A 21,154-nucleotide genomic window follows, 5' to 3' on the forward strand; every position below is an offset into this window, starting at 1 on the left:
GCGGCCACACCTGCGTAGCCATCAGCGGCATCCACTGATCAGCCATACCTGGTCCTCCCGGACCTCCAACATTCTGAGGGTCCACTGATGCCGAATCGACTCCCCTCCCTGTCCGGGTACGGCGTGACCTGGTCGCCCAACAAACGCGTCGCGATCGTCGCCCTAGTCCTCACCGCGCTGCTCGCCATCGCCGCGACCGCCGCCTGGTTCACCGGCCGCGCAGAGCACCACGACAACAGCAACACCGCCTCGCAGGCGAGCAGTTCCTCACCCACCGAGGCGGCGCCGAAGTCCTCGGGCGGGTCGGGGTCGGGGTCGGTGCCCAAGCCTGTCCAGATCGCCGAACCGGTCGCCTTCGCCAAGGCCGCAGCTCAGATGCTCTGGTCGTACGACACCCGCGACACCAGCCGCGACCAGCAACTCGCGGGCATGCGGGCATGGATGACCACGGAGACCAAGTACAACGACTGGGCCTCGGTGTCCGGTCAGGTCCCCGACCCGCTGCTGTGGTCGCGCATGGCCGACCAGGACCAGCACGCCACCGGCACGGCCACCGAAGGCCACTACCCCGGCGCATTCAAGCAGGCCCTCGCCGAGGACCCGTCCGCGATCACCGAGGCGTACATCTACGTCGTCACCGTCAACGGACACCAGCAGATCGAGTGGAAGAAGGGCGGCGGCGGAGCCGAGGACCGCGCCGTGACCCTCGCCGTGCAGTGCCGGCCCAACCACGACTGCACCCTCGCCGCCATCGCCCCCAGCGTCACGCAGTGACCCCACCTCACCGATAGATATGGAGGCCACCTTCCCTTGGGTTTCTGCGACATCCCCCTAGCGGACAAACTCTGCAGCGTCGGCGAGGCCGTCGACTTCGCCTCCGATCCCGGCAAGGCGATCGGCGACTGGATGGCCAAGAGCGCCGGCGAACTCGCCGCCGCCGCAGCCGACCTGGCCGCCAAGGCCGTCGACACCACCACCCGGGTCGATCTGAACGCCGGCTGGTTCCGCGACAACTACGAGATGCTGCTGCCGATCGGCTTGATCCTCCTGGTCGCGACCTTCTGCGCCCAGCTCGTACGGGCCGCGATCCGGCGTGACGGCCAGGCCCTCGCTCAGGCATTCACCGGCACCGCCTCCGGCGTGCTCTTCGCCTTCAGTGCCATCGCCCTGACCACCGTCGCCATCGAAGTGGTCGACGCCCTCTCCGACGGACTCTTGAAGGCCGCCCACCTGGACATCGCCACCGCGGTGAGGCGGATCGTCAAGGTGGGCCAGATCGCCGCCCTGAGCGATCTGGGCTGGCTGGTCACAGTCTTCGTCGGCGTCGGAGCCGCGATCGGCGCCTTCTTGTACTGGTGCGTGATGATGGTCCGCAAGGTTGGCATCCTGGTGATGGTGACCTTGGCCGTCTTCGCCGGTGCGGGCGGCGGCTGGGAGGCCGCCCGCCGGTGGCGGCGCGGCTGGATCGAAGCCACCGCCACCCTCGTGGTCTCCAAGCTGTTGATGACCATCATCTTCGTGCTCGGGATCTCCGCGATGGGCAAGACCGAGGCCAAGGACGGCGTCGCCGCGCTCGCCGACGTCATGGCTGGCATCGTGATCATGATTTTGGTGCTGCTCTGCCCGTACGCCACCTTCAAGTTCGTCCACTGGGCGGCCGAGGGCACGGACGGCGAATCGATTCACCGAGCCGGTGGTGCCGGCGCCCAGCTCGCCCGGCAGCACGCCGAGAAGGCAGGTCGCAGGGCCGCCGCCGCGGTCGCCACCGCCCAAACGGGCGGCGCGGCAGCCGCGGGCGCAGCCCAAGGGCCCGACGCTGCGGGCGGCGGATTCCCCGGCGACATCGCCGCCAACCCCACCGCGGGAGGCGGCCTGGAGGGCCAGGGTTCACCGGGTTCCGGAGGCGACGGGCCAAAGAACAGCCTAGAGAAGGCCGTCCAGCCGACACCGACCAGCCCCCGCAACGACACCAGCGGTCCGGTAGTCGGCGCTTCCGGGTCGGCGCCCAGCGGCGGCAGCGGCTTCATGTCGCAGCCCGGCGCCGGCACCTCCATGCCCCCGCCGCAGGGTGCCCCGCCGGCACCGAACTCGGCCGGCACCAGTGGGACCGGTACACCGCCACCCCCGCCCACCGGCCTGTAGCCCCTGCCCGAGTCCGCGGCGGCACGCGCTGCGCACCTCTTCGCCGCGTGCCGCCCCGGCCACCGCCCCGCGCACCCCCGGAACGGCCCTTGTCTGATCTCACCGTCACGCCACTCACCGTCAAATTCCCGCACCGGTCCAGACGCGGCATCCTCCTCGGCCTCTCACTGCCCCAACTCGTCCTCGTATCCTGCGCGTTGGCGCTCCTGCTGGCCACCCTGGTATCCACCGGACTGCTCGGTGCCCTCGCCCTGACACCGCTGTGGGCCACGGTCGCCGCCCTGGTCGCCATCCGCCGGCACGGCCGCTCACTGATCGACTGGACGCCGATCGTCCTGCGCTTCGCGCAGCGACGCCGCACCGGGCAGACCCTCTGGCTCGCCCGGCCCGTCACCCGCCCCCGCCAAGACGGCGTCCTGCACCTGCCCGGCAGTGCCGCCTCGCTGCGGGTGGTCACCCCCGGCGACTCCGCCAACGGCGCCGCCGCCCTCCACGACCCGCACCACCAGACCCTGACCGCCATCGCCCGGGTCTCCAGCCGGGCCTTCGCCCTGCTGGACCCTGCGACCCAGAACCACAACGTCGCCGGGTGGGGACGGGCCCTGGCCGGCATCGCCCGTACCGGACACGTCGCCACCGTGCAGGTCCTGGAGCGCACCGTCCCCGACAGCGGCGACACCCTCGCCCGTCACTGGAGCCAGCAGGGCCGCCCCGAGACGCCGGTCGCCGGGCAGGTCTACAGCGAACTGGTCGCCTCCGCCGGACCGGCCGCCGCCCCACACGAGGCGTATCTGGCCATCAGCCTCGACCTGAAGGCCGCCAAGCGCCTCATCAGCCAGGCGGGCGGCGGCCTTCCCGGCGCCTTCACGGTGATGGAGCAGACCACCAGCTCGATCGCGCAGGCCGCCCGTAGCGCCGGACTGATGGTGACCGGCTGGCTCTCGGCGCGCGAGATCGCGGCCGTCATCCGCACCGCCTACGACCCCAGGGCGCTGTCCGCACTGCAGCAGTGGTCGCCGTCCGGGAGGGCCGAGGCCGTCCCGGCCGCCGCCGGGCCGGTGGTCCAGGTCGAGGAGTACGACCGGCTCGCCACCGACTCCGCCCGGCACGCCACCTACTGGGTCGAGGACTGGCCGCGCACAGAAACTTCGGCAGGTTTCCTGCACGGGCTCATGTTCACCGCCGGAGTCCGCCGCACCCTGTCCCTTATCTACGTTCCCCAGGGGCTCGAGGCCGCGATGCGCGATGTGCAGCGCAAGAAGGCGGCGATCATCGCCGATGCGAACGAGAGGTCGCGGCGCGGTCAGGTCGATTCCGAAGCCGACAGTGTCGAGTACGCGGACGTCAAAACGCGCGAGCGTCAGCTGATCGCCGGGCACGCCGACGTCGCCCTGACCGGCCTGCTCACCGTGTCTGCCGAGACCGACGCGGCGCTCGACGCGGCCTGCGCGCAGATCGAGACCGCCGCCGTCACCGCCCAGGTCGACCTGCGCAGGCTCAACTTCCAGCAGCCTGACGCGTTCACGCTCGGCGCCCTCCCCCTCGCCCGCACCGCCCTGTAACCCCGCACCGGCCATCCGCCGACGTCCTGCCGCCGTGGCAGGAAGGAACCCTTCCCCATTGACCTCCGCCATCCCCGTCGGTGACGCGTACCCGTACCTGCGGGCCGCCAGCGCCGGCATCCGCCACCACTCCCGCACCCTCGCCCCACCCGCACAGCACATCGCTTCACCCGCGGACCGCAGGCACCTCGACGTACTGCACGCCCACCTGACCGCGCTGCACCAGCTGCTCGACCAGCTCGCCGAGACCACCCGGCCCCCGCATCCCGCCGCCGGCCGACAGCTCACCACCGCGCATACCCGGCTGTGGCAGGCCGCCGCTGCCGTCCACGACGCCTTCCACCTCCTGCCCGTAGCAGACGCGACCGCGGCGGGCACCGCATGCCACCCCGAGCGCCTCCCCGAGGGACCGCCCGTCCTGACCATCTGCCAGCGCCACCTCGCCGCCGGCCACGTCGTACGGCGCAAGACCACGCCGACCGACCTCAACTCCCCGGCGCCCGGCCACGCCACGACCTGCGCCCGGTAACCCCCCACCACCGAAAGGCCCTGCATGCGCAAGCTCAAGCGCTCCACCTCCACCGCCGTCATCGTCGCCACCCTCGCCTCCACCGCTGCCCTGGCCACCGCCGCACCGGCCTCCGCCGCCAGCTACCACTGCACGACCAGCACCAAGTCCATCGATGACGCCGCCTACGACGGCCCGTGGGCCGACAACTGGGACTTCACCGTCAAGCTGTGCGCCCGGCAGTCCGGCGACTACCTCTACAGCTACGCGTCCCTCTCCTGGGATGGCCCGGCATACGGCCGGGTCGACGACTCCACGATCTTCGACGGCGCGTACTTCAAGGTGCAGGCCAAAAAGTCCGTCTCGGGCACCGACCCGGTCCTCAAGCAGGCCAACTACCACGGCATCGAAGCCGCATTGGAGAACAGCGACTCCAACGCCAACTACAACAACCACTACACGACGCCGGTCATGAAAACGAAGGTCGGCGCGGCCCGTGTGCTCACCGACGGTGAGCTGTACCTCGACTGGAACAACGAAGGCAACGGCTACGGACGCCACCAGTTCACCGCCTCACCCGTCGTGTGACCCCGCGCCCCCACGACCGCCGCCCGCCGAAAGCCAACCTGTCATGAGCCACCGGCCCGCGCGCCGCGCCCGCCGAGCCAGCGCAAGCCCCCTGTTCACCCCGCACGGCACCGACCGTGCCTCCCGCAAAGCCGCCCGTCGGCAGCTCGCCGAGGCAGCTGCGAAGGCCCGCACCGAAGCAGCCGCCCACACCAGCAGCGCCGGCGCAGAAGAACACGAGATGCCGGCGTCGCTCTACCCGCCCGCAGGGCGGCCCGGCCCCGCCTCCTCACGCAACAACAAGATCAAGTTGCCCGCCCACCGCATGACCACCGCCACCGCTTCCGGGGCGTACCCGTTCCTCGCCGAGGGCGGACTGGGCGCCGACGGCATCTACATCGGCCGCGATGTACACGCCGAAGCCAGCTTCTGCTTCGACCCGTTCGCGCTGTACGGCCGCATCGAGGGCTTCACGAACCCGAACGTCCTGCTGGCCGGCGTGATCGGGCAGGGCAAGTCGGCGCTCGCCAAGAGCTTCGCGCTGCGGTCCATCGCCTTTGGCTACCGCGTGTACGTCCCGTGCGACCCCAAGGGCGAGTGGACGCCCGTGGCACAAGCGTTGGGCGGCACGACGATCGCCCTCGGACCGGGACTGCCCGGCAAGCTCAACCCGCTGGACGCAGCGCCGCGCCCCACCAGCGTCTCCGAGGCCGACTGGGCGGGCGAGATCCGAAAGCGCCGTCTGCTGCTGCTCGGTTCCTTGGCCCGCACCGTGCTCGGACGGGACCTGCTGCCGATGGAGCACACCGGCCTCGACGTCGCACTCGACGCCGTCGTCAACCGCGCCGCAGCGAACGGACGCACCCCACTGCTCGGCGACATCGCCGCCACCCTCAACAACCCCGACGAACTCGACGAGGCTGGCGGCCTCATGTCCGGCCGCCTCGGCGACGCCTCCCGCGACCTCGCCCACGCCATGCGCAGACTGGTCCACGGTGACCTGGCCGGCATGTTCGACGCCCCCAGCACCGTCGCGTTCAACCCCAACTCGCCCATGCTGACCATCGACCTGTCACGTCTGGGCGGATCCGGCGACGACACCGCCCTCGTCCTCGCCATGACCTGCGCCTCCGCATGGATGGAATCCGCGCTGTCCGACCCGGCCGGCGGCCGGAGATGGATCGTCTACGACGAGGCATGGCGCCTGATGCGCCACCCCGGCCTCCTCGCGAGGATGCAGTCCCAGTGGAAGCTGAGCCGTGGCCTGGGCATCGCCAACCTGATGGTCATCCACCGGCTGTCCGACCTGCTCACCGCCGGCAATGCCGGATCCCGCGGCCGGGCGCTCGCCGAAGGTCTGCTCGCCGACTGCTCCACCCGCATCATCTACCGCCAGGAGACCGACCAACTCCACGCTGCGGCAGCCCTGTTGGGTCTGACGTCCGTGGAAGCCGACGCGATCTCCCACCTCAACCGTGGCAGAGGGCTCTGGAAGGTCGCGGGGCGCAGCTTCATCGTGCAGCATCTCCTGCACCCCCACGAGCTGGTGCTCTTCGACACCGACGCCCGCATGCACTGAAAGGCCCGTGAGTTCACTCCCGCTGACGGATCCTCACGAATCCCGCCGTCCCGACCACCGGGGAACGCACACTCAGCGCCCTGGCGCCGTACAAGGAGACCCTCATACCGAGCCGCACTTCACGACCTGCCCCGCCCGTGCCATCTGCCATACATCGGCTGCCTTTGCCCACGAGCGCGTCGGCGGCATGGTTCCTCACCCTGGCCTACGCCTACCTGCTCGCCTTCGATCTGCTGCAGCAGTTGACCGCCACGACGCACGCTCCCGTCGCTCTGCCCTACTTGTTTCTTGGCGTCACCGACGGGTTCATCGCCTTCGCGCTCTTCAGCGCGGTACGGCTGAACCCCGACGAGAGCGGCGTGGCGGCGTACGCGTGGGCAATGGCATTCCTTGCTATCCCCGTGCGTGGCGTCACGGTCCTCGTGCTCGGCCATCTGGGAACGCGTCAGAGCCAGGGCAGGTTGTGGCAGCTCGATGACGTGGCCGTCACGTGGATGTCCGCCCTGGCGCCCTTCATCCTTTTCTTGGCCGTTCTCCTCTATGCCCTGGTCACCGAGCACCGGGCAGACCTCGACCATGAGCGGGCTCAGGGGGGTGACGCCCGATGACACCTCGGCCGCATCGGCACACCACCACGTCCCTGGCACTCACCATCGCAGCAGTCGGCAGTACCGCCTACACCGCCGACACCAGCTGGCGTTTCGCCGACCACTATCTCAGCACGACCAGCGCAGGGGAGCGAGCCCTCCTCGTCGTGGCGGGAGCCCTCGCGTTGGTGGCCAGCGTCCTGATGGCCCCACACGCACACCGGGGCAGTCAGCTACTTCCGGGACTGCCGCAGGTCGCGGTCGGGGTGAGCACAGGAGTGAACGTCTTCGCAGCGTACGCGGAGTCAGGTCTGGTGGCCGGCACCGTAAGGGCCCTCGTCGGCCCGATCTTGGCCGCCTCGATGTGGCACTTCGTCTTTCACCGCGACCCATGTCACTGCGTCTTGGGGGCAGACCGGCAACGTCGTCTCCCGCAGGGGAGCGGTCGCACATGGAAGCGTCCACGTCAGCTGCCGCATCACCGAACCTCGCGGTGACGCCCGCAGGCCCGCGGTTCGCCGCGTCCCAACGGGCAAACCACACACTCTCCCACCCTCCAGAAACCCATGCCCCCAGCCCACACTGATCTGAACGCATTCGCTACCGCTCCCGCCTCCCCCGCCGACACCCGCCGTACGTATCGCCAACACGCGGGAGTAGAGACAAACGCAAGAGGCTCATGAATCCCGATATCCAGCGCGGCCTTATACCTCGCGACGACACCGTCCGCCTCATCGGCGCGCTCGACGCTCTGAAGGCCAAACTGCTCCATGCCTTCGAACAGTTGGAGCTGCTGGACGAGACCGGCCGGGTGCCGGCCACGCCGTCCTACGCCGAGCTGCTCCGGCAGGCCGCCGACGCGCAGGCCCTCTCCCTCGACGTCGTCCGCATGACTGCCGACTTCGCCCGGACCGCCCACAGCACGAACCGGGCCGGCAGCGCCGTACTCGCACACCTCGCCACGGCGGCCACCCTGTCGAGCCACGCCGCACCGCACTTCGCCGAGACCGCGCAGACCGCCCTTTCCCTGTCCCGGCCCTCCAGCCCGACCGACCGGACGTACTCGGAAAACCGCATGTGCATCGACCACGCCACGGCGCGCGCCTATCTGCGGCGCGCCTCGGAATCGCTCCACGCAGCGGTCGAGGAGCTCCCAGGTCCACCTCGTCATCCACCGCTTCTTCCCCACGCCTTCCCGACAGCAGAGCCCGGCTCCTGCGCCGCCCCGGCCAAGCGGCGGGTGCCGCTAGTCCGTGCCGAGGCATCCGCGCCGGCATCACCCTCTCAAGGAGTCCCCTGAACCGCCCCGCCCACTTCAGCGACGCCGACTGGGCCGAGTTCCAGCAGTGCCAGGCCGAGCACGACGACCTCATAGCGCAGGTCGCCGAGCGCGAAGCCCAGATGGAACACGGCTTGATCGGCGCCTACGACGAGTACGAATTCGACTTCACCCCTCTTCCGGAGCCGAAGCCCGGTCCCACGCGCCGTAACCTGCCGCCGGGCCAGGCACCTTCGCGCGGGAGAAGCCGTGGCCGCTGAGGACGACAACACCCTGCCCGCTTCCCCTGCCGACGCCCGCCGTACCTCCGTCACCGCGTCCGGGCTCGCGCCGCTCCCCGACCACCGCAACGTGGACACCGCATGGTGGCAGGAGCTGTGGCAGCGTCACGCACACGTCACCACACCGTTGCGCCAGCGCGGCCTGGAGTGCGACGTCGAGTTCGGCCTCAGCACGTACATCGTGCGCGTCTCACTCCCCGACGACAGCTACCTGATCATCGGCCCGCCGCAGGAGCCCTCCGGCGACCGCCCGCCAGGGGACCCGCAGGGGTGGATCGTGACCCGCCAGCATCCCGACGACCAGACGCTGTTCGAAGTGATCTACGACTCGGCCCCCGCCGCCGACCCCGGTGTCCCTGAGCGGCCTGAAGCACGCCACGGCGGCAACGCCACGCCCATGATCCAGGCGATCGACCATCGCCTTACCCAGCTCGGGCTGCTGCCCCCTCCCGTCTCACCCACCGCAAACCTGCACACGCACCCGGCTCCGCCGGCGCTCGATGTATCCCGGGGCCAGGATGTCCCCGACACAGCAGACCGCGCCCCCGTCTACGTCTACGGCGAGGCGATGCTCGCTCTGACCGACCGGCTCAACGGGGCCGAGTCGCACGCGGACGCCGCTGCCCTGCTGCACCAGGTCCTGGCTCCTGTCAACGGCCTGCTCGAACGGCTCGGCGAGTTCTTCGAAGCAGCCGGGGAGAAAGCCAAGGAAGCCGAGGAGGACGACGGCCTCGACCTGTCCTACGACCTCGCCGACGCCGCCGCCGAGATCCGCAACCTCGCAGAGGTGCTACACGTGGCCGAGGACCGGATGCAGGCACTGACCCCGCTCCCGCCAGCACCGCGGCTCCCGTCCGCCTCGGCCCGTCCGCCGTCCCCTCCCTCGCGAGCCCTGCCGCCGGCACCGCCGCGGCACACGCGCTGACGCCGGATTGCTGCCTCCCTCCAGGACCATATGGCCTCACCCCGACGTGACCTGTCCTCCTTCGCCGCCGCCCTGGCCATGCCTCTGCCGGCCTACGGCTATGTGCGCCGAACCCCCTCGCCCTCGCGACCGCGTCGAACCCACCGGTCTCACACCCTCCGCGCTCGGTGCCGCCATTCACCACCTCGGCAGTCTCGCCGGCCTCGCCCACCAAGCGCCCCCGGAAGCGCAGAAGCAGCATCAGCAGCACGAAGCCTCACGCCCTCAACGACCGACGAATCGATCCAACGGCCCATGTCCTTCTCCTACGTTGAGCACCACACGCTCACCCCTGACGACCTGGCCTCCTTTGAAGCCCTGCTCGCGCACAACCAACTGCCGGACCACCCTCGTGGCGAATGCTGCCCCGGGCCCGAAGACCCCTGGTCTCTGAGCATCACCAGCACCTGCCACGACCACGAAGGCACCTGGCGGGAGACCCTCTGCGTCTTCAGGCGCACCGATCACGAGGACGACCTGCACGCGCAGTACGTCGAGATCCACTTCAGCCAGGACGGCCGCGCCCTGCCCGGTGTCGGGCTCGACGGTCTCTCCGCCGCCCCGCACGCACCCAGTCAGGTCGCCTATCCCGTCATACGCCCACTCCAGAGCCGTCCGCGCAGCCGGTGACCGGGGCCCGCGCACGACGACAACGCCCTTCTTCCCCCGAGCACCGAGCCGTCCCTTTTTCCGGCCGAACCGGTCATCCGTCTGCCGGGGAGGTGTCCGGTGCTGTATGTCGGCACTCCCTCGGGGCCTGACATACGGGCCGCGATGAGCGCCGGACGCATCGGCTGCATGACCACTCCCGCGCAAGGCAGCCGGATCCCCGACGGCGCCCTGTACGCGTGCGACAACTCCAAGTTCGGCAGCGACGGCAAGGGCCGCTACTGGCCCGGCGCCGAAGCCTGGTTCGCGTGGCTGAGCCGGACCGTCGAGCGGTATGGGCCGGATCGCTGTCTGTGGGCGCTCGCCCCGGACGAGCCGTTCAACGCCGCCGGCACCCTCGCCGAGTCCCTGCCGTGGCTCGCCCGCATCCGCGAAATGGCCATCCCGGCGGCCTACGCGGCCCAGGACGGCTGCGAAGCACCAGGGCTGCTGCCGTGGGGCAGCTTCGACGTCCTGTTCCTGGCCGGATCGACCGCGTGGAAGCTCGGCCCCATCGCCGAGCGGCTGGCCCGTGAGGCGAAGGCCCGTGGCAAAGGCGTGCACATGGGGCGCGTCAACTCCCGGATACGCCTGGGGATTGCCGAGTGGTTCGGCTGCGACAGCGCCGACGGAACCTACCTCGCGTACGGGCCCGACAAGAACCTGCCCAGGCTCCTGAGCTGGCTCGACGACCTCGACGGCAGCCCCTCCCTCCTCGGCGGCACACCCCGCCCGAGCGGGACGCCGAGACCGTCATCCCCTCCCCTGCCAGGCGGAGTTGCCCGGCCTGGTCAGCCGCCGCACCCTACCCACCGCCGGTCCTGACCTCGGCCTCGGCCCGAAGCCGTGACAGCGCCCCCATCAGATACTCCGGAGTACCTCCTGCGCCATCCCGATTTCGAGTTGTACGACAACGTCGGCCGCACCGCCGACCAGATCCACGCCTACCACACCGGGTCCGCCACGAGAGCGGACCTGCACCGATGGGCCGACCGCGATGCCGAAGCCTTCCGCACCCGGCACCCCCTGCCGCCGGAGCCCTTCCCCGCCCCGGACCTGAGCCCCTACCGCTCGGCTCTGGATGCGGCCGAGACACCGGCCGAGGTCAGCACCGTGCTCAACGCCCTGCTGGACGCCGTCGCACCGTTCCTCAACGAGGTCATCGATCACCTGGCGGCCACCGCGAAGTGGAAGGGCCAAAATCGCGGAGCCGAACCCGGATCACCGCCCTGGCTGCTACACGGTGCCGCCAGCAGCGTCGCGTCCGCGCTCGCCATGGCCAACGAAGCGGATCTCAAGATCCTCCGCGCCCACTACGACCCGCCCCCGGACCTCGCCGCCCCGCCGAAGAACACCCGCACCACACCCGGCACACCCCCAGCCCCGCCCGGCCCTCAGCCCGGGCCCGGAAAACCACGGCGCTGACCGCCCATGGACCCACCACCCGCCGCAGCACCTCAGGAACCGATGCCCGCACCCCGCCCGACCTCGTTGTCCCTCTTCGCCGCTGCCCTCGCCGAGCGTCTGCCCGGCACGTGGACGAGCGAGTATCACCGATACCGCACCTTTGAGGACCAGTTCCCCACCATCAAACGCCTCTGGGACGCCGGCCACGTCGACTACATCGTCAGCCAGTACGCCCTGGGCCATGACGCCGTCCTGACCGGCCCCGGCGACGAGCAGCTCTACGTCACCGACCGGCCCCTGTACCGCCACCAGTTCGTAGTGGCCCCGCTGGAACCCGAAGACGTCAAACCCCACCAGATCGCCCCGGTGCGCGAGCCGGACGGCATCGCCGTCCCCAACGACCCTGCCCGTGCCGCCGCCGCCATCACCCGGCGCCTGATGCCCCGCTACCGCACCGCCCTGGACGCAGTCCGCAACAACGCCCTACGCCAGCCCGAGCCACCTCACCGCCAGCCCGCGCCCGAGGTCGCGCAGACCCTCACGCTGATCTGGTACCCCGACGGCGTGGTGGGCGCACCGAATAAGACGGTGCCCAAAGAGGCCCGCGGGGTCCTGTTCGGCTGCCGCTTCCAGTACAGCCCGCACGAGGCCGCCTTCGTACTGCCGGCCTCCTACAGCGCCAAGGAACAGGCCCTGCTGGTCCAACTCGCCGCCCACCGGCTGACGGCCCAGGGCATCGGGGTCAACTTCCGCCGCGCAGCACCCCTCTCGCCACCCGCCACGACATCAGCAGCCCCGAGCACGGCGCCGGTGGCCGCTGCCCCGAAGCCCGCCGCCCGTCGTTAAGAGCCCTACCCGGTATCAAGGAGTTACCGCTGTCCGATCACGACCAGCGGATGCTGCTGCACGACATGGCCGACCGGCTCAACACCGTCTGCGACCACCTTCCGCTCCCCGACCAGATCCGACCGGATCCGGCACTGAGCGAAATCCTGGACGACGAAGTCCGCCACCTGGCCCGCCTGCTGCAATTCCTGGCCGGCGAGAGCGCCTTCCGCCACCGGGCCGCCACCCGCTCCCCGGCCCGGCCCACGGCCACGGTGCGCCGCACGACCCTTGCGCTCGCAAGCGCCGCCGCACCCACAGGGCTCGCCCTCGCCGACCTCGGTGCCGCCGTCCACCACCTCGGCCAGCTCACCGACCTCGCCCGCCAGGCCCCCGGCCCGGCCCGCGACCGGGCGATCAGCACCGAGCACCAGCGGCTCACAGACCGGCTCAGTGACAGCCGCATCCACCTCGCCCGCGCCGCGAAGCAGCTGCGCGCCAGCGCCGACAACCGCACACCCCCATCCGCGAGCAGCGTCCCCTCCCCATCGGCCACCACAGCCCCGTCCCGTTCCCGCTGACCCCCGCTTCCGGAGCACCCTCACCCCCTCCCCACCCTCGGCCCCACACATCGGGGAACCGCCCTTGCACATAACCGAGTTCAGCCACGCGCTCGCCGACCGCCTGCCTGGCTGGCAGCCCTCCGCGACCCCGGTCCCCATCGCCCAGGATCCGGCCAGCAACCGGATCTGGGACAGCGGCCCGCTGCCGTATGCCGCATTCCACACGGACGACGTCTCGCGCAGCGTGCTCACCCACCACTGGGGCCTGCAGCTGTACGTCATGCCCCGCCCCCACCGCCTGGGCCAGTACCTGGTCCTGCCGATGCTGCCCGCCAACACCAGCCACCAGCACGTGACGGGCCTTCGCGCCCCGCGCGGCATCGCCGTGCCCGCCGACCCCGTCCGGGCCGCCGCCCTGCTGCACCGCCGGCTGCTGACCGACTACCGCTTCGCCGCCCCCACCCCGATCCGGCGCAGCAGCCCGGGCCACCTCCAGGTCCACATCACCCTCGACGACCGCCGACGTCCACGGATCCGAACCGGCTACCTCGGCGTCATCAGCGACCTGCTCGCACACGGCGGCTTCCTCCTCGACCCCGCCACCGGCGAATGCCACCTCCCGGACACCCTCACCGAACAGCAGGCCAGGCGCCAGCTGACCATCAGCGTGCACCGCCTGCGGCTCCGGGGCTTCCACATCACCATCCCCTCCGGCAACGGCCCGCGCACCTACCCTCCCTTCGCCTCCGGCTCGCCGCGCCGGGGGCAGCGCCGATGACCCCGGCCAACGACGCATTCGCCCGCGCCCTGCCACCCACCTGGCAGCGCCGCAGCCGCGAGACCACCGCACCCGCTCCCAGCCTGCGCACCGATCCCGCCCTGCGCACCTGACCCCATCGCCCCCAGGAGACTGATCTGTACACCCGCGCGGTCATCGCCCGCCCCACCGCCGACGGGTATGCCGGCACGTACGTCCACTTCGACGGCTATCCCGACAGCAAACTCCCGCTGCTTCTGGCCACCTACCAGCACCGGTTCGCCCGTGGCCTGGAAGCGATGGCCCGGCACCTGATAGACGAGGTGCACCACGGCTGGGACGAACTGGGCACGGACCTCCTTGACGGCGCCCCCACGGGCCTGCGCCGCTCCCTCACCGGGGGCCACGAGTACCCCAGCCGCCAGCTCACCGGCATGTACAACACCGACGGCACCCCGACCCAGCGTGAACTGATCACGCAGGACGGCACCGACAACCTGGACTGGGCCTACGTCCTGCACCCGCACGGCATCGAAGTGATCGCCCTGCAGGCGTACGACCGCGGCCCCATCGTCGCGTGGGACACCGACCCCCGCAGCGTCATCCGTGCCGATCCGGGGGCCTGGCATCCGCAATCCCGGGCCCCGATCGTCCCACCGCGCTTCATGCCCCGCCTGTCCACCAGCGTGCCCGTCACGGCGCCGGCGCACCGCAAAGCCGCCCGCCGATAGCCCGGCAACTGCGCACCGCTACCTGATGCCTGCCCGGAGAACCCTCTGTCCCCGTACCCCCGCCCGAAGATCACCGTGGCCATCGCCACCCAACTCCGCCCGGACCGGCTGGCGTTCCTGGTGTCCATGCATGCCAGCCTCACCCGGCAAAGCGTGCCCTGGGAAGCGGTGATCGCACTCGACGGCGCCGATCCCGGCCGGCTGCCAGCCGCCCTCGCCGACGATGCCCGCGTACGCGTCCTGCCGCTGCCCCGCCCGGTGGGAGCAGCCTGCGCCCGCAACCTCGCGCTGAACGAAGTACGCACCACCTACGTGAACTGGGCGGACGACGACGATCTGTTCACCGACCAGGCGATGGCCGTACGGCTCCATACGCTGGAGACGACCGGGGTGGGCTGGTGCGCCGGATGGAGCGAGGACCTTCACCCGGACGGCACGACGTCGTTGTGGCGGTGTCCGACGCCGCCCGGCCGGCACGCGGCCGGCGACGTGTGGACATACTGGAAGAAGCCCGAGGACACCCTTCCGATCGGGCCGACCACGATCCTGGCACGCACCGATCTCGTCCGGGCCGCCCCGATGGGCGGGCTCGTCCAGGGCGAGGACTACATGGCCGCCGTCGGCGTGACCACTCTCGCGCCCGGCATCCTGCTGCCCGTCCCGGTCTACCACTACCGCAAACACCCCGGCCAGATGACCCGCCAGGACACCTATGACGTCCTGGAGGCCCGCGCCCGGCAGCATGCCTGGGCCTACGGACGCAGCCTGCGCGCCCTGCTCACCCTCCGGGATCCGCGCCCTGCCGCCGGAGGGGCCTGATGCCCGCGGAAGTCACCGAGTCCGCCCTCGGTCATCTGGCCGGGCGTCTGGAGGAGCCAGCCGACGGCTTCCCCACCTGCGGCGAGGCCCACTTCACCGCGCGCAGGAACGCTTCACCGCGCCGACCACGGTGCCCCGGCGCTCCCGCCGTCCCTGACCACGCTGACCCGGTGCGACACCCATGCGCCGGTAACCCGAGAGGAAAGGCCCTCCTGCCCAACGACTTCTACTTCGGCACCCATCCCGACCACGGCTTCGTGGCCGCCGCCCACCCGAGCGTCCCCGCGCACCTGGCCCACTGGTATTTGGAGTGCGAGCAGTTCGAGCCGGTCCCCCACGCCCCGGGCCTGTACCGGCTGACCAACCCCGAACAGGACGGCCTGCGCCGCGCCCGGCAGGCCGTGCACGACCTGCGTGTCGTACTGCACCATCACGGCTACACGGTGGGAGCCGACTACGCTCTCGACCCCGCCCTGACCTCCCCCCCTGCGCCACCGGAGGTCCGCAACAGGATCGTGGAGCGACGCCACCGCATCGCGCAGGCCGCCGCCACTCGCTCCCCGCAGCGCGCCATTGCCCCGGCAGCCGCACCCGGCCCGTCCCTGCCCTCCGCCGTGCCCGCCGCCGGACGCCCCCAGTCCGCCGGAAGCGGGCGGACCCGGTGAACAGCGACGACACGACCATCCGCATCACCCGCGGCCCCGGCGACGAGGTCGATGTCGACGGTCCCGTCGACCGCGAGGGTCGTGGGGGCGCAGATGCTCACCGCCGCCCGCTACGCCGTTGACCTCGACCTGCGCCACGCGCCAGCGGGCCGGGCACGCCCGCCGGCCATGACCGCGCAGGCACCATCCGCTCGCCCCTCCCTGACCTGCCTCACACCAGACGGAGCATCCTCATCCCCGACTCACCCACCCAGGCCACCTCGGACCTCGCCTCCCGGGCACGCGGCTTCCGGCTGCGGATGAGCGTGATCGACCTCGAGATCCAGAGGGCGCTGGACGCCGCCCGTGATCGCTACGGCCGCACCGTCCACCATCACGCCGAGGCTGCCGCACGCGCCCGCCGCGACCAGGCTGCCCTCGCCACGTACGCCACCCATCTCGTCCCGCACGCCAGCGAGTTGCTGAATGCCGCCCGCAGCGCCCTCGACGCACTGCCTCCGGCCCGGCACACGCACGCCTGGCGCGAGCTGCTCGACGCGCTCGCCGCCTCTCACATCGAGATCGTCCGCGCCCTGGACCGGCCCGCCGTACCCGGGACGCCGGCCGAGCGCGAGCAGCACGCCGCCCTGTGGCCGCACCTCGCCTTCTGGGCCGAGAACGGATCTCTCGCCTCCGATCTCACCGAGATGCACCACCAGCCTCCCGCCACCGTGCTGACCGCCGAGGAGCGGCAGATGTGGACCGAGAGGGCCCAAGCCGCCCGGCGGCGCGGCGAGTTGGATCTGATCGAGTCTTGGTACGCGGCAGACGGCCGCCTCGTCACCCTGGCCTACCTGATCGAGGACGACACCGACACCGTGATCGCTCTCGCCGGCGACCCGGGGGCGCCGGGCTGGGAAGTGATCGGGCACTACGACAACGAATACGCGGCCGGACGGGCGCTGCCCGGAGCCGTGCCGCCGGGAGTCCTGCGTGCGGACGGCTCGTCCCGGTTCAACCGCCCCGAACCCGCGCCCGAACAGCCACTGCAGGAACTCCTGCGGGACGTCATCGAGGCGCGCGGCGCAGGCGACGTCTCCGAGACCCTGTACGCCGCTACACAGACCGGCTACGACGCGGGCCCGATGGTGAGGCTGGAGCAACTCCTCACTACGGCCGCCGAGTTCTCCCACGCCCTGGACACCGTGCGGGGCCGGCAGATCGGCGCCCGTCTCGAAGCGCTCGGCCGGCACCTGGCCTTCCTCGTCCGCGAAGTGCACGAGGCGGCCGACGACCTTGGTGCCACCGTCGCCGTCCTGCCCCCGCACCGCACCCCCACACCGCCCCGGGTCCGGCCGCGCCCCGCCCTGACCACCGCTCCCCCGGTCACACCGCCGCGCGCCCCGGCCCCCGCGCACCGCCCCTAACACCCGCACGCGGCTCCCACCGACCCGTCAGCACACTCCACACCTCACGCGCACCACAAGGAGAATCGTCACCGAATGGCCGTTGTTGGTACACCCGGCTATCAGAACGTGCGGAAAGGCGAGTCAGGTAGCTGCGGGGCGGTGAGGCCCGCCCTGGAGCATGTCGGCAGTCATTGCCCATCGTTCGTGGTCCAGCCGCGCACCGTTGATGTGCTGGAAGCTCCGGGCCCGCCTCGCCTTCGCCCAACACCCCACCACTTTCCCGCCACCACCGACAGGAGATCCGCCTTGCCCAAAGCACCGACAGAACCGTTCATGACGATCCGGCACGCCATCACCGGCGAGATCACCACCACCGGCTACAACGCCGCCGCCCGGCGGATCCTGCTCCAGGCCGGCTTCGAAGAGACGCCAGGCTGCGCCTGCCGAGCGACGGAACCCGGTACGGAGCGGACGCACGTGCCTGCTCGGCAGCCAGCGAGCTGCTCGTCGCCGACCATCCCCTGCACCTGGACCGAGCCCTCGGTCGGCCGGTGAGCGCCGACGGTACGCCCCGGTTGGCCCGGTCGCCGATGTCGGCACACTCCGTGATCCGCTCCGAGAGCGGCCAGCCTCTCCAGCGCATCGCCAACCCAACCCAACCCGCACCCGCACCTGTTGAAGGGGCCGCCTCGTTTTGACCACACCCGGAACGCCTACCAGTCCAGCGCGCACCAAGGGCGGCGAACTACGGGCCAAGGTGGCCCGACTGCTGGCCGACCGGCCGGCGGACACGCTCACCATCGGGGACATGGCCAGGCAGCTGGGCCACTCCCACGGCGCCGTCCGCAACGCCGCCCTCACCCTGGTGCGACGCGGTGAGGCCGACCAAGGCGGAATGGGACAACCGGAGTTCCGCGCGAACGCGAAAACCGCCGCAGCCGCGCAGACCGCTGTGATCAGCCCACCGGGCACCCACTCTCCCCGCGCCCAGGCGGCCAAGGCCCGCACGACCATTCCCGCCGCAGCCACGCCCAGGCAGACCGGCCCGATCCGCCGCGCGGGGGGCCAGCTCTACCACCCCCGGGAGCTGGCCGATCTGCCCGACGTCGAGGCGTTGAACCGCTTGCGCGACGCCGACGTGCCGGTGCTGCTCTACGGCCCTCCGGGCACCGGCAAGACGAGTCTGGTCGAGGCGGCGTTCCCGGACCTGCTCACCGTCGCCGGTGACGGCGACACCACGGTCGGCGACTTGATCGGCGAGTACACACAGGACGACGCGGGAGCCTACGTCTTCCAGTACGGTCCGCTGGTCACCGCGATGACCGAGGGCCGCGCCCTGCTGATCGACGATGCCACCTTGATCTCACCGAAGGTCCTGGCGGCGCTGTATCCCGCGATGGACGGGCGCAGGCAGATCCAGGTCAAGGCCCACAAGGGCGAGACCATCAAGGCCGAGCCGGGCTTCTACGTGGTGGCGGGCCACAATCCGGGCGTCCACGGGGCGGTGTTGACGGAGGCGCTCGCGAGCCGGTTGAGCGTGCAGATCCAGATCGGCACGGACTATGACCTCGCCCTGGCCTTGAGGATCGATGCCCGGGTGGTCCGGGTCGCCCGACACCTCGCCCACCAGGTCGAACTCGGCGAGCTGGGCTGGGCCCCCCAACTGCGAGAGCTGCTCAGCTACCAGAAGACCGAGGCCGTCCTCGGCACCAAAGCCGCGCTCGCGAACCTGGTCGGCATCGCTCCTCTGGAGGATCGCGACACCGTCGCCGCCGCCGTCATCAAGGCAGTCGGCGTCAAGAAGATCGCGCCCCTCACCCTCGGCAAGCAGCTCTCCGCCTCGGCCGTCCGGCAGCCCCCGGGCAGCACCGGCTCCGCGCACCGGGGCCGCTCGCGATGAGCGCCCACCACCACGTCCAGTCCCCCGCCACCACGCCGGACGACGACGCCGACCTCGCGCGCTGGGACGACGACGGCGCCCCGCCCGCGCAACCCCGTTCCTCCCCGGCCGCGTGGCTGCGCGTGGGAGCCGAACTCGGCGACCGGCTGGTCGCCCTCTCCGGCCGCCAGGACCTCCTCGTCACCTGCCGCCCCGGCACGCGCAGCGGCGCACCGGCCGCGTTCTTCCCCACTCTGGGCGAGGTCGAGTTCGACGCCGGCCTGTTCGCCCTGCTCCAGCCCCAGGAGATCCATCCGCGGATCGTGGGCGACGAGGAGCGGTATCCCGCCGCCTGGGGAGTGTTCGTCCACGAGGCCGCGCACGCGGCCCACTCCGTCTGGACGGCGCCTGCCGGAGCGAACCCCCGTGTCGTCGAGGCCGCGCTCCTGCTGGAGGAGAGCCGCGTCGAAGGCGCACACCTGATCACGCGGCCCACGGACCGCACGTACCTGCGCACCAGTGCCCGAACCCTGGTCATGCCCGACATCGCCCACCCCACCCTCCAGGGCATCGAGCACGCCGCCGCCGTGGCGGCCCTGGTCCTCGGCCGCCGTGACGTCGGCATCCTGGAGGCCGGCGAGACCCGGGCCGTCGCCGATCTGTGCGAAAAGGTGCTGGGCGCAAACCTGCTGGCCACACTCACCCGCATCTGGACCGCAGCCCACCAGTGCGCCGACCACGACGCCACGACCATGCTCGCGCACGCTCAAGAATGGTGCGACGCTCTGGACACCGCGGCCCCCGCCCTGCCCGTGCCGGACAACCTCACCGATCTGCTGTCCAGCGCCGTGGGGGTCGTCATGGACAGCACGGCCGCCACCGACGCCGCCGACCTCGCGGCACAGGCCGCAGCGACCAACGCCATGGCCGCGCAGTCCAAGGCGCAGGTCCAGGACCGCGCCCAGCGGGCCGGCCAGCGACGCAAAGCCGCCGCCACCGCCAAGTCGGTCTTCAACGCCCGTGGCAACACCGTCACCCCCGACGGCACACCGGCGCCCTACGGCAACCCGGTCACCGGCACCCGCAGGCCCACCGCCGCCGAGCAGAGTGCCGCCGCGCGCCTGAGCCGCGCCCTGCGAGCCGCCGCCTACCGCGAGCGGACCGAGGAGCGGACCACCAGCCCCACCCCGCCCGGCCGCCTCAACATGCGCGCGGCCCTCGCCCGCGACGCCCAGCGCGCGGCCGGGTCGGTCCCCACCGCACAACCGTTCACCCACACCCGCCGCCGGAACTCCCCCACCCCACCGCTGCGTGTGGGTATCGCCGTCGACGTCTCCGGCTCCATGCGTGCCGCCTGCGCGCCCGTCGCGTCCGCTGCCTGGATCGTGGCACGCGCAGCAGCCCTGACCGACCCCGACTCCCTTACCGCCACCATCGCCTACGACAGGCACCTGACCGCACTGATCCGGCCCACCCACCGAGCACCAGAGCGCGTGACGACGTTCGATGCCAACGGCGGCCACCACAACCTCGGCGACGCCATCGACGCACTCGACCACGGCCTCGAACTCAGCCGCCCCGGCGCCGGCCGCCTCCTCGTGATCGTCACCGACGCCCGGTACGGCAGCGACGAAACCGCTCAAGCCGTCACCCGCGTCAAGCAGCTCACGACCGCCGGCTGCGCCGTACTCCAGCTCACCCTCACCGCCAAGTCCCAGCACCTGCCGGGGACCACCTTGCTGCACCTGCCCCAGCCCTCCAGCGCTCCCGTCGCCATCGCCAAGGCGGCCACAGACGCCATCCGCAGGACACGCTGAGACGACGCAGAAGGCGGAAGCGTCCCCGAGACCACCGCCAAGCACTCCAGACCACCTCCGTCCGTCGCATGAATCGTGCATCTGATGCATGACCCTCCGCGACGACGCAGGCCACCACCATCTGTCTGCTCGACCGCACAGACCCGCCCATAACCCCTGAACTGCCCGCCACCGCAAGGAGATCAC

Annotated in this window: 23 protein-coding genes; 22 read left to right on the forward strand and 1 reads right to left on the reverse strand. The window is 71.3% G+C overall.

From position 1 onward, the window contains the following. The first annotated feature begins 87 nt into the window (after positions 1–87). From ACFY1E_RS32635 to ACFY1E_RS32670, 8 genes are all read left to right on the forward strand, one after another. A complete protein-coding gene (locus ACFY1E_RS32635) occupies positions 88–774 on the forward strand; it encodes a hypothetical protein (protein ID WP_389082268.1) in 687 nt (228 codons plus the stop codon). Positions 775–810: 36 nt separating this feature from the next. Beyond that, positions 811–2,142, forward strand: a complete 1,332-nt coding sequence (locus ACFY1E_RS32640) for an ATP-binding protein (RefSeq protein ID WP_389082271.1) — start codon at positions 811–813, stop codon at positions 2,140–2,142. A gap of 89 nt (positions 2,143–2,231) precedes the next feature. Next, positions 2,232–3,704, forward strand: a complete 1,473-nt coding sequence (locus ACFY1E_RS32645; protein ID WP_389082273.1) for an SCO6880 family protein — start codon at positions 2,232–2,234, stop codon at positions 3,702–3,704. Positions 3,705–3,762: 58 nt separating this feature from the next. Then, positions 3,763–4,233 (forward strand): DUF6238 family protein, encoded by a 471-nt coding sequence (locus ACFY1E_RS32650; protein ID WP_389082276.1) that lies wholly within the window; start codon positions 3,763–3,765, stop codon positions 4,231–4,233. 24 nt (positions 4,234–4,257) lie between these two features. Then, positions 4,258–4,800: a hypothetical protein gene (locus ACFY1E_RS32655; protein ID WP_389082278.1), complete on the forward strand. Its 543-nt coding sequence runs from the start codon at positions 4,258–4,260 to the stop codon at positions 4,798–4,800. A 43-nt stretch (positions 4,801–4,843) separates the two neighbouring features. Beyond that, entirely contained in the window at positions 4,844–6,358 is a 1,515-nt protein-coding gene (locus ACFY1E_RS32660) for an ATP-binding protein (protein WP_389082282.1), read from the forward strand. A gap of 164 nt (positions 6,359–6,522) precedes the next feature. Next, complete coding sequence (locus ACFY1E_RS32665) at positions 6,523–6,966, forward strand: hypothetical protein (RefSeq protein WP_389082284.1); 444 nt, start codon at positions 6,523–6,525, stop codon at positions 6,964–6,966. A gap of 658 nt (positions 6,967–7,624) precedes the next feature. Further along, positions 7,625–8,245: a hypothetical protein gene (locus tag ACFY1E_RS32670; RefSeq protein ID WP_389082286.1), complete on the forward strand. Its 621-nt coding sequence runs from the start codon at positions 7,625–7,627 to the stop codon at positions 8,243–8,245. On the opposite strand, the gene ACFY1E_RS32675 is transcribed toward ACFY1E_RS32670, so the two are convergent. Then, entirely contained in the window at positions 8,230–8,355 is a 126-nt protein-coding gene (locus ACFY1E_RS32675) for a hypothetical protein (protein WP_389082289.1), read from the reverse strand. The genes ACFY1E_RS32670 and ACFY1E_RS32675 overlap by 16 nt on opposite strands. 118 nt (positions 8,356–8,473) lie before the next feature. Between ACFY1E_RS32675 and ACFY1E_RS32680 the strand changes: the two genes are divergently transcribed. From ACFY1E_RS32680 to ACFY1E_RS32745, 14 genes are all read left to right on the forward strand, one after another. Next, positions 8,474–9,430 carry a hypothetical protein gene (locus ACFY1E_RS32680; RefSeq protein ID WP_389082291.1) on the forward strand — a complete coding sequence of 319 codons (957 nt, stop codon included), beginning with the start codon at positions 8,474–8,476 and terminating at the stop codon, positions 9,428–9,430. A 294-nt stretch (positions 9,431–9,724) separates the two neighbouring features. Then, on the forward strand, positions 9,725–10,099 hold the full coding sequence (locus ACFY1E_RS32685) for a hypothetical protein (protein ID WP_389082293.1): 375 nt from the start codon (positions 9,725–9,727) through the stop codon (positions 10,097–10,099). 144 nt (positions 10,100–10,243) lie between these two features. After that, positions 10,244–10,942, forward strand: a complete 699-nt coding sequence (locus ACFY1E_RS32690; RefSeq protein ID WP_389082297.1) for a hypothetical protein — start codon at positions 10,244–10,246, stop codon at positions 10,940–10,942. Between the two features lie 78 nt (positions 10,943–11,020). Further along, positions 11,021–11,542 carry a hypothetical protein gene (locus ACFY1E_RS32695; protein ID WP_389082300.1) on the forward strand — a complete coding sequence of 174 codons (522 nt, stop codon included), beginning with the start codon at positions 11,021–11,023 and terminating at the stop codon, positions 11,540–11,542. Between the two features lie 42 nt (positions 11,543–11,584). After that, the gene (locus ACFY1E_RS32700; RefSeq protein ID WP_389082303.1) at positions 11,585–12,370 is read left to right on the forward strand and encodes a hypothetical protein; all 786 of its coding nucleotides are present in this window, start codon (positions 11,585–11,587) and stop codon (positions 12,368–12,370) included. Between the two features lie 50 nt (positions 12,371–12,420). Next, on the forward strand, positions 12,421–12,930 hold the full coding sequence (locus ACFY1E_RS32705; RefSeq protein WP_389082305.1) for a hypothetical protein: 510 nt from the start codon (positions 12,421–12,423) through the stop codon (positions 12,928–12,930). A 64-nt stretch (positions 12,931–12,994) separates the two neighbouring features. After that, positions 12,995–13,690: a hypothetical protein gene (locus tag ACFY1E_RS32710; protein WP_389082307.1), complete on the forward strand. Its 696-nt coding sequence runs from the start codon at positions 12,995–12,997 to the stop codon at positions 13,688–13,690. A 278-nt stretch (positions 13,691–13,968) separates the two neighbouring features. Continuing rightward, complete coding sequence (locus ACFY1E_RS32715) at positions 13,969–14,400, forward strand: hypothetical protein (RefSeq protein ID WP_389082309.1); 432 nt, start codon at positions 13,969–13,971, stop codon at positions 14,398–14,400. A 75-nt stretch (positions 14,401–14,475) separates the two neighbouring features. Next, positions 14,476–15,219 (forward strand): glycosyltransferase, encoded by a 744-nt coding sequence (locus ACFY1E_RS32720; RefSeq protein WP_389082311.1) that lies wholly within the window; start codon positions 14,476–14,478, stop codon positions 15,217–15,219. Between the two features lie 170 nt (positions 15,220–15,389). Continuing rightward, on the forward strand, positions 15,390–15,884 hold the full coding sequence (locus ACFY1E_RS32725) for a hypothetical protein (protein ID WP_389082313.1): 495 nt from the start codon (positions 15,390–15,392) through the stop codon (positions 15,882–15,884). 299 nt (positions 15,885–16,183) lie between these two features. Beyond that, positions 16,184–17,290: a hypothetical protein gene (locus ACFY1E_RS32730; RefSeq protein ID WP_389082315.1), complete on the forward strand. Its 1,107-nt coding sequence runs from the start codon at positions 16,184–16,186 to the stop codon at positions 17,288–17,290. A gap of 315 nt (positions 17,291–17,605) precedes the next feature. Beyond that, a complete protein-coding gene (locus ACFY1E_RS32735) occupies positions 17,606–17,827 on the forward strand; it encodes a hypothetical protein (protein ID WP_389082318.1) in 222 nt (73 codons plus the stop codon). Between the two features lie 202 nt (positions 17,828–18,029). Next, the gene (locus tag ACFY1E_RS32740; RefSeq protein WP_389082817.1) at positions 18,030–19,172 is read left to right on the forward strand and encodes an AAA family ATPase; all 1,143 of its coding nucleotides are present in this window, start codon (positions 18,030–18,032) and stop codon (positions 19,170–19,172) included. After that, a complete protein-coding gene (locus ACFY1E_RS32745) occupies positions 19,169–20,968 on the forward strand; it encodes a hypothetical protein (RefSeq protein ID WP_389082320.1) in 1,800 nt (599 codons plus the stop codon). The genes ACFY1E_RS32740 and ACFY1E_RS32745 overlap by 4 nt, the downstream gene beginning before the upstream one ends. Positions 20,969–21,154: the final 186 nt, after the last annotated feature.

It is taken from the genome of Streptomyces sp. NPDC001604 (assembly GCF_042893475.1).
Lineage (GTDB): Bacteria > Actinomycetota > Actinomycetes > Streptomycetales > Streptomycetaceae > Streptomyces.

What these genes read in the sequence shown, in the direction of transcription:
- ACFY1E_RS32690 (WP_389082297.1), top strand. Translation starts at nt 10,244, where the DNA reads ATGAGCGCCGGACGCATCGGCTGCATGACCACTCCCGCGCAAGGCAGC.
- ACFY1E_RS32705 (WP_389082305.1), top strand. Translation starts at nt 12,421, where the DNA reads ATGCTGCTGCACGACATGGCCGACCGGCTCAACACCGTCTGCGACCAC.
- ACFY1E_RS32660 (WP_389082282.1), top strand. Translation starts at nt 4,844, where the DNA reads ATGAGCCACCGGCCCGCGCGCCGCGCCCGCCGAGCCAGCGCAAGCCCC.
- ACFY1E_RS32735 (WP_389082318.1), top strand. Translation starts at nt 17,606, where the DNA reads ATGACGATCCGGCACGCCATCACCGGCGAGATCACCACCACCGGCTAC.
- ACFY1E_RS32730 (WP_389082315.1), top strand. Translation starts at nt 16,184, where the DNA reads ATGAGCGTGATCGACCTCGAGATCCAGAGGGCGCTGGACGCCGCCCGT.
- ACFY1E_RS32685 (WP_389082293.1), top strand. Translation starts at nt 9,725, where the DNA reads ATGTCCTTCTCCTACGTTGAGCACCACACGCTCACCCCTGACGACCTG.
- ACFY1E_RS32635 (WP_389082268.1), top strand. Translation starts at nt 88, where the DNA reads ATGCCGAATCGACTCCCCTCCCTGTCCGGGTACGGCGTGACCTGGTCG.
- ACFY1E_RS32715 (WP_389082309.1), top strand. Translation starts at nt 13,969, where the DNA reads ATGGCCCGGCACCTGATAGACGAGGTGCACCACGGCTGGGACGAACTG.
- ACFY1E_RS32670 (WP_389082286.1), top strand. Translation starts at nt 7,625, where the DNA reads ATGAATCCCGATATCCAGCGCGGCCTTATACCTCGCGACGACACCGTC.
- ACFY1E_RS32745 (WP_389082320.1), top strand. Translation starts at nt 19,169, where the DNA reads ATGAGCGCCCACCACCACGTCCAGTCCCCCGCCACCACGCCGGACGAC.
- ACFY1E_RS32655 (WP_389082278.1), top strand. Translation starts at nt 4,258, where the DNA reads ATGCGCAAGCTCAAGCGCTCCACCTCCACCGCCGTCATCGTCGCCACC.
- ACFY1E_RS32700 (WP_389082303.1), top strand. Translation starts at nt 11,585, where the DNA reads ATGCCCGCACCCCGCCCGACCTCGTTGTCCCTCTTCGCCGCTGCCCTC.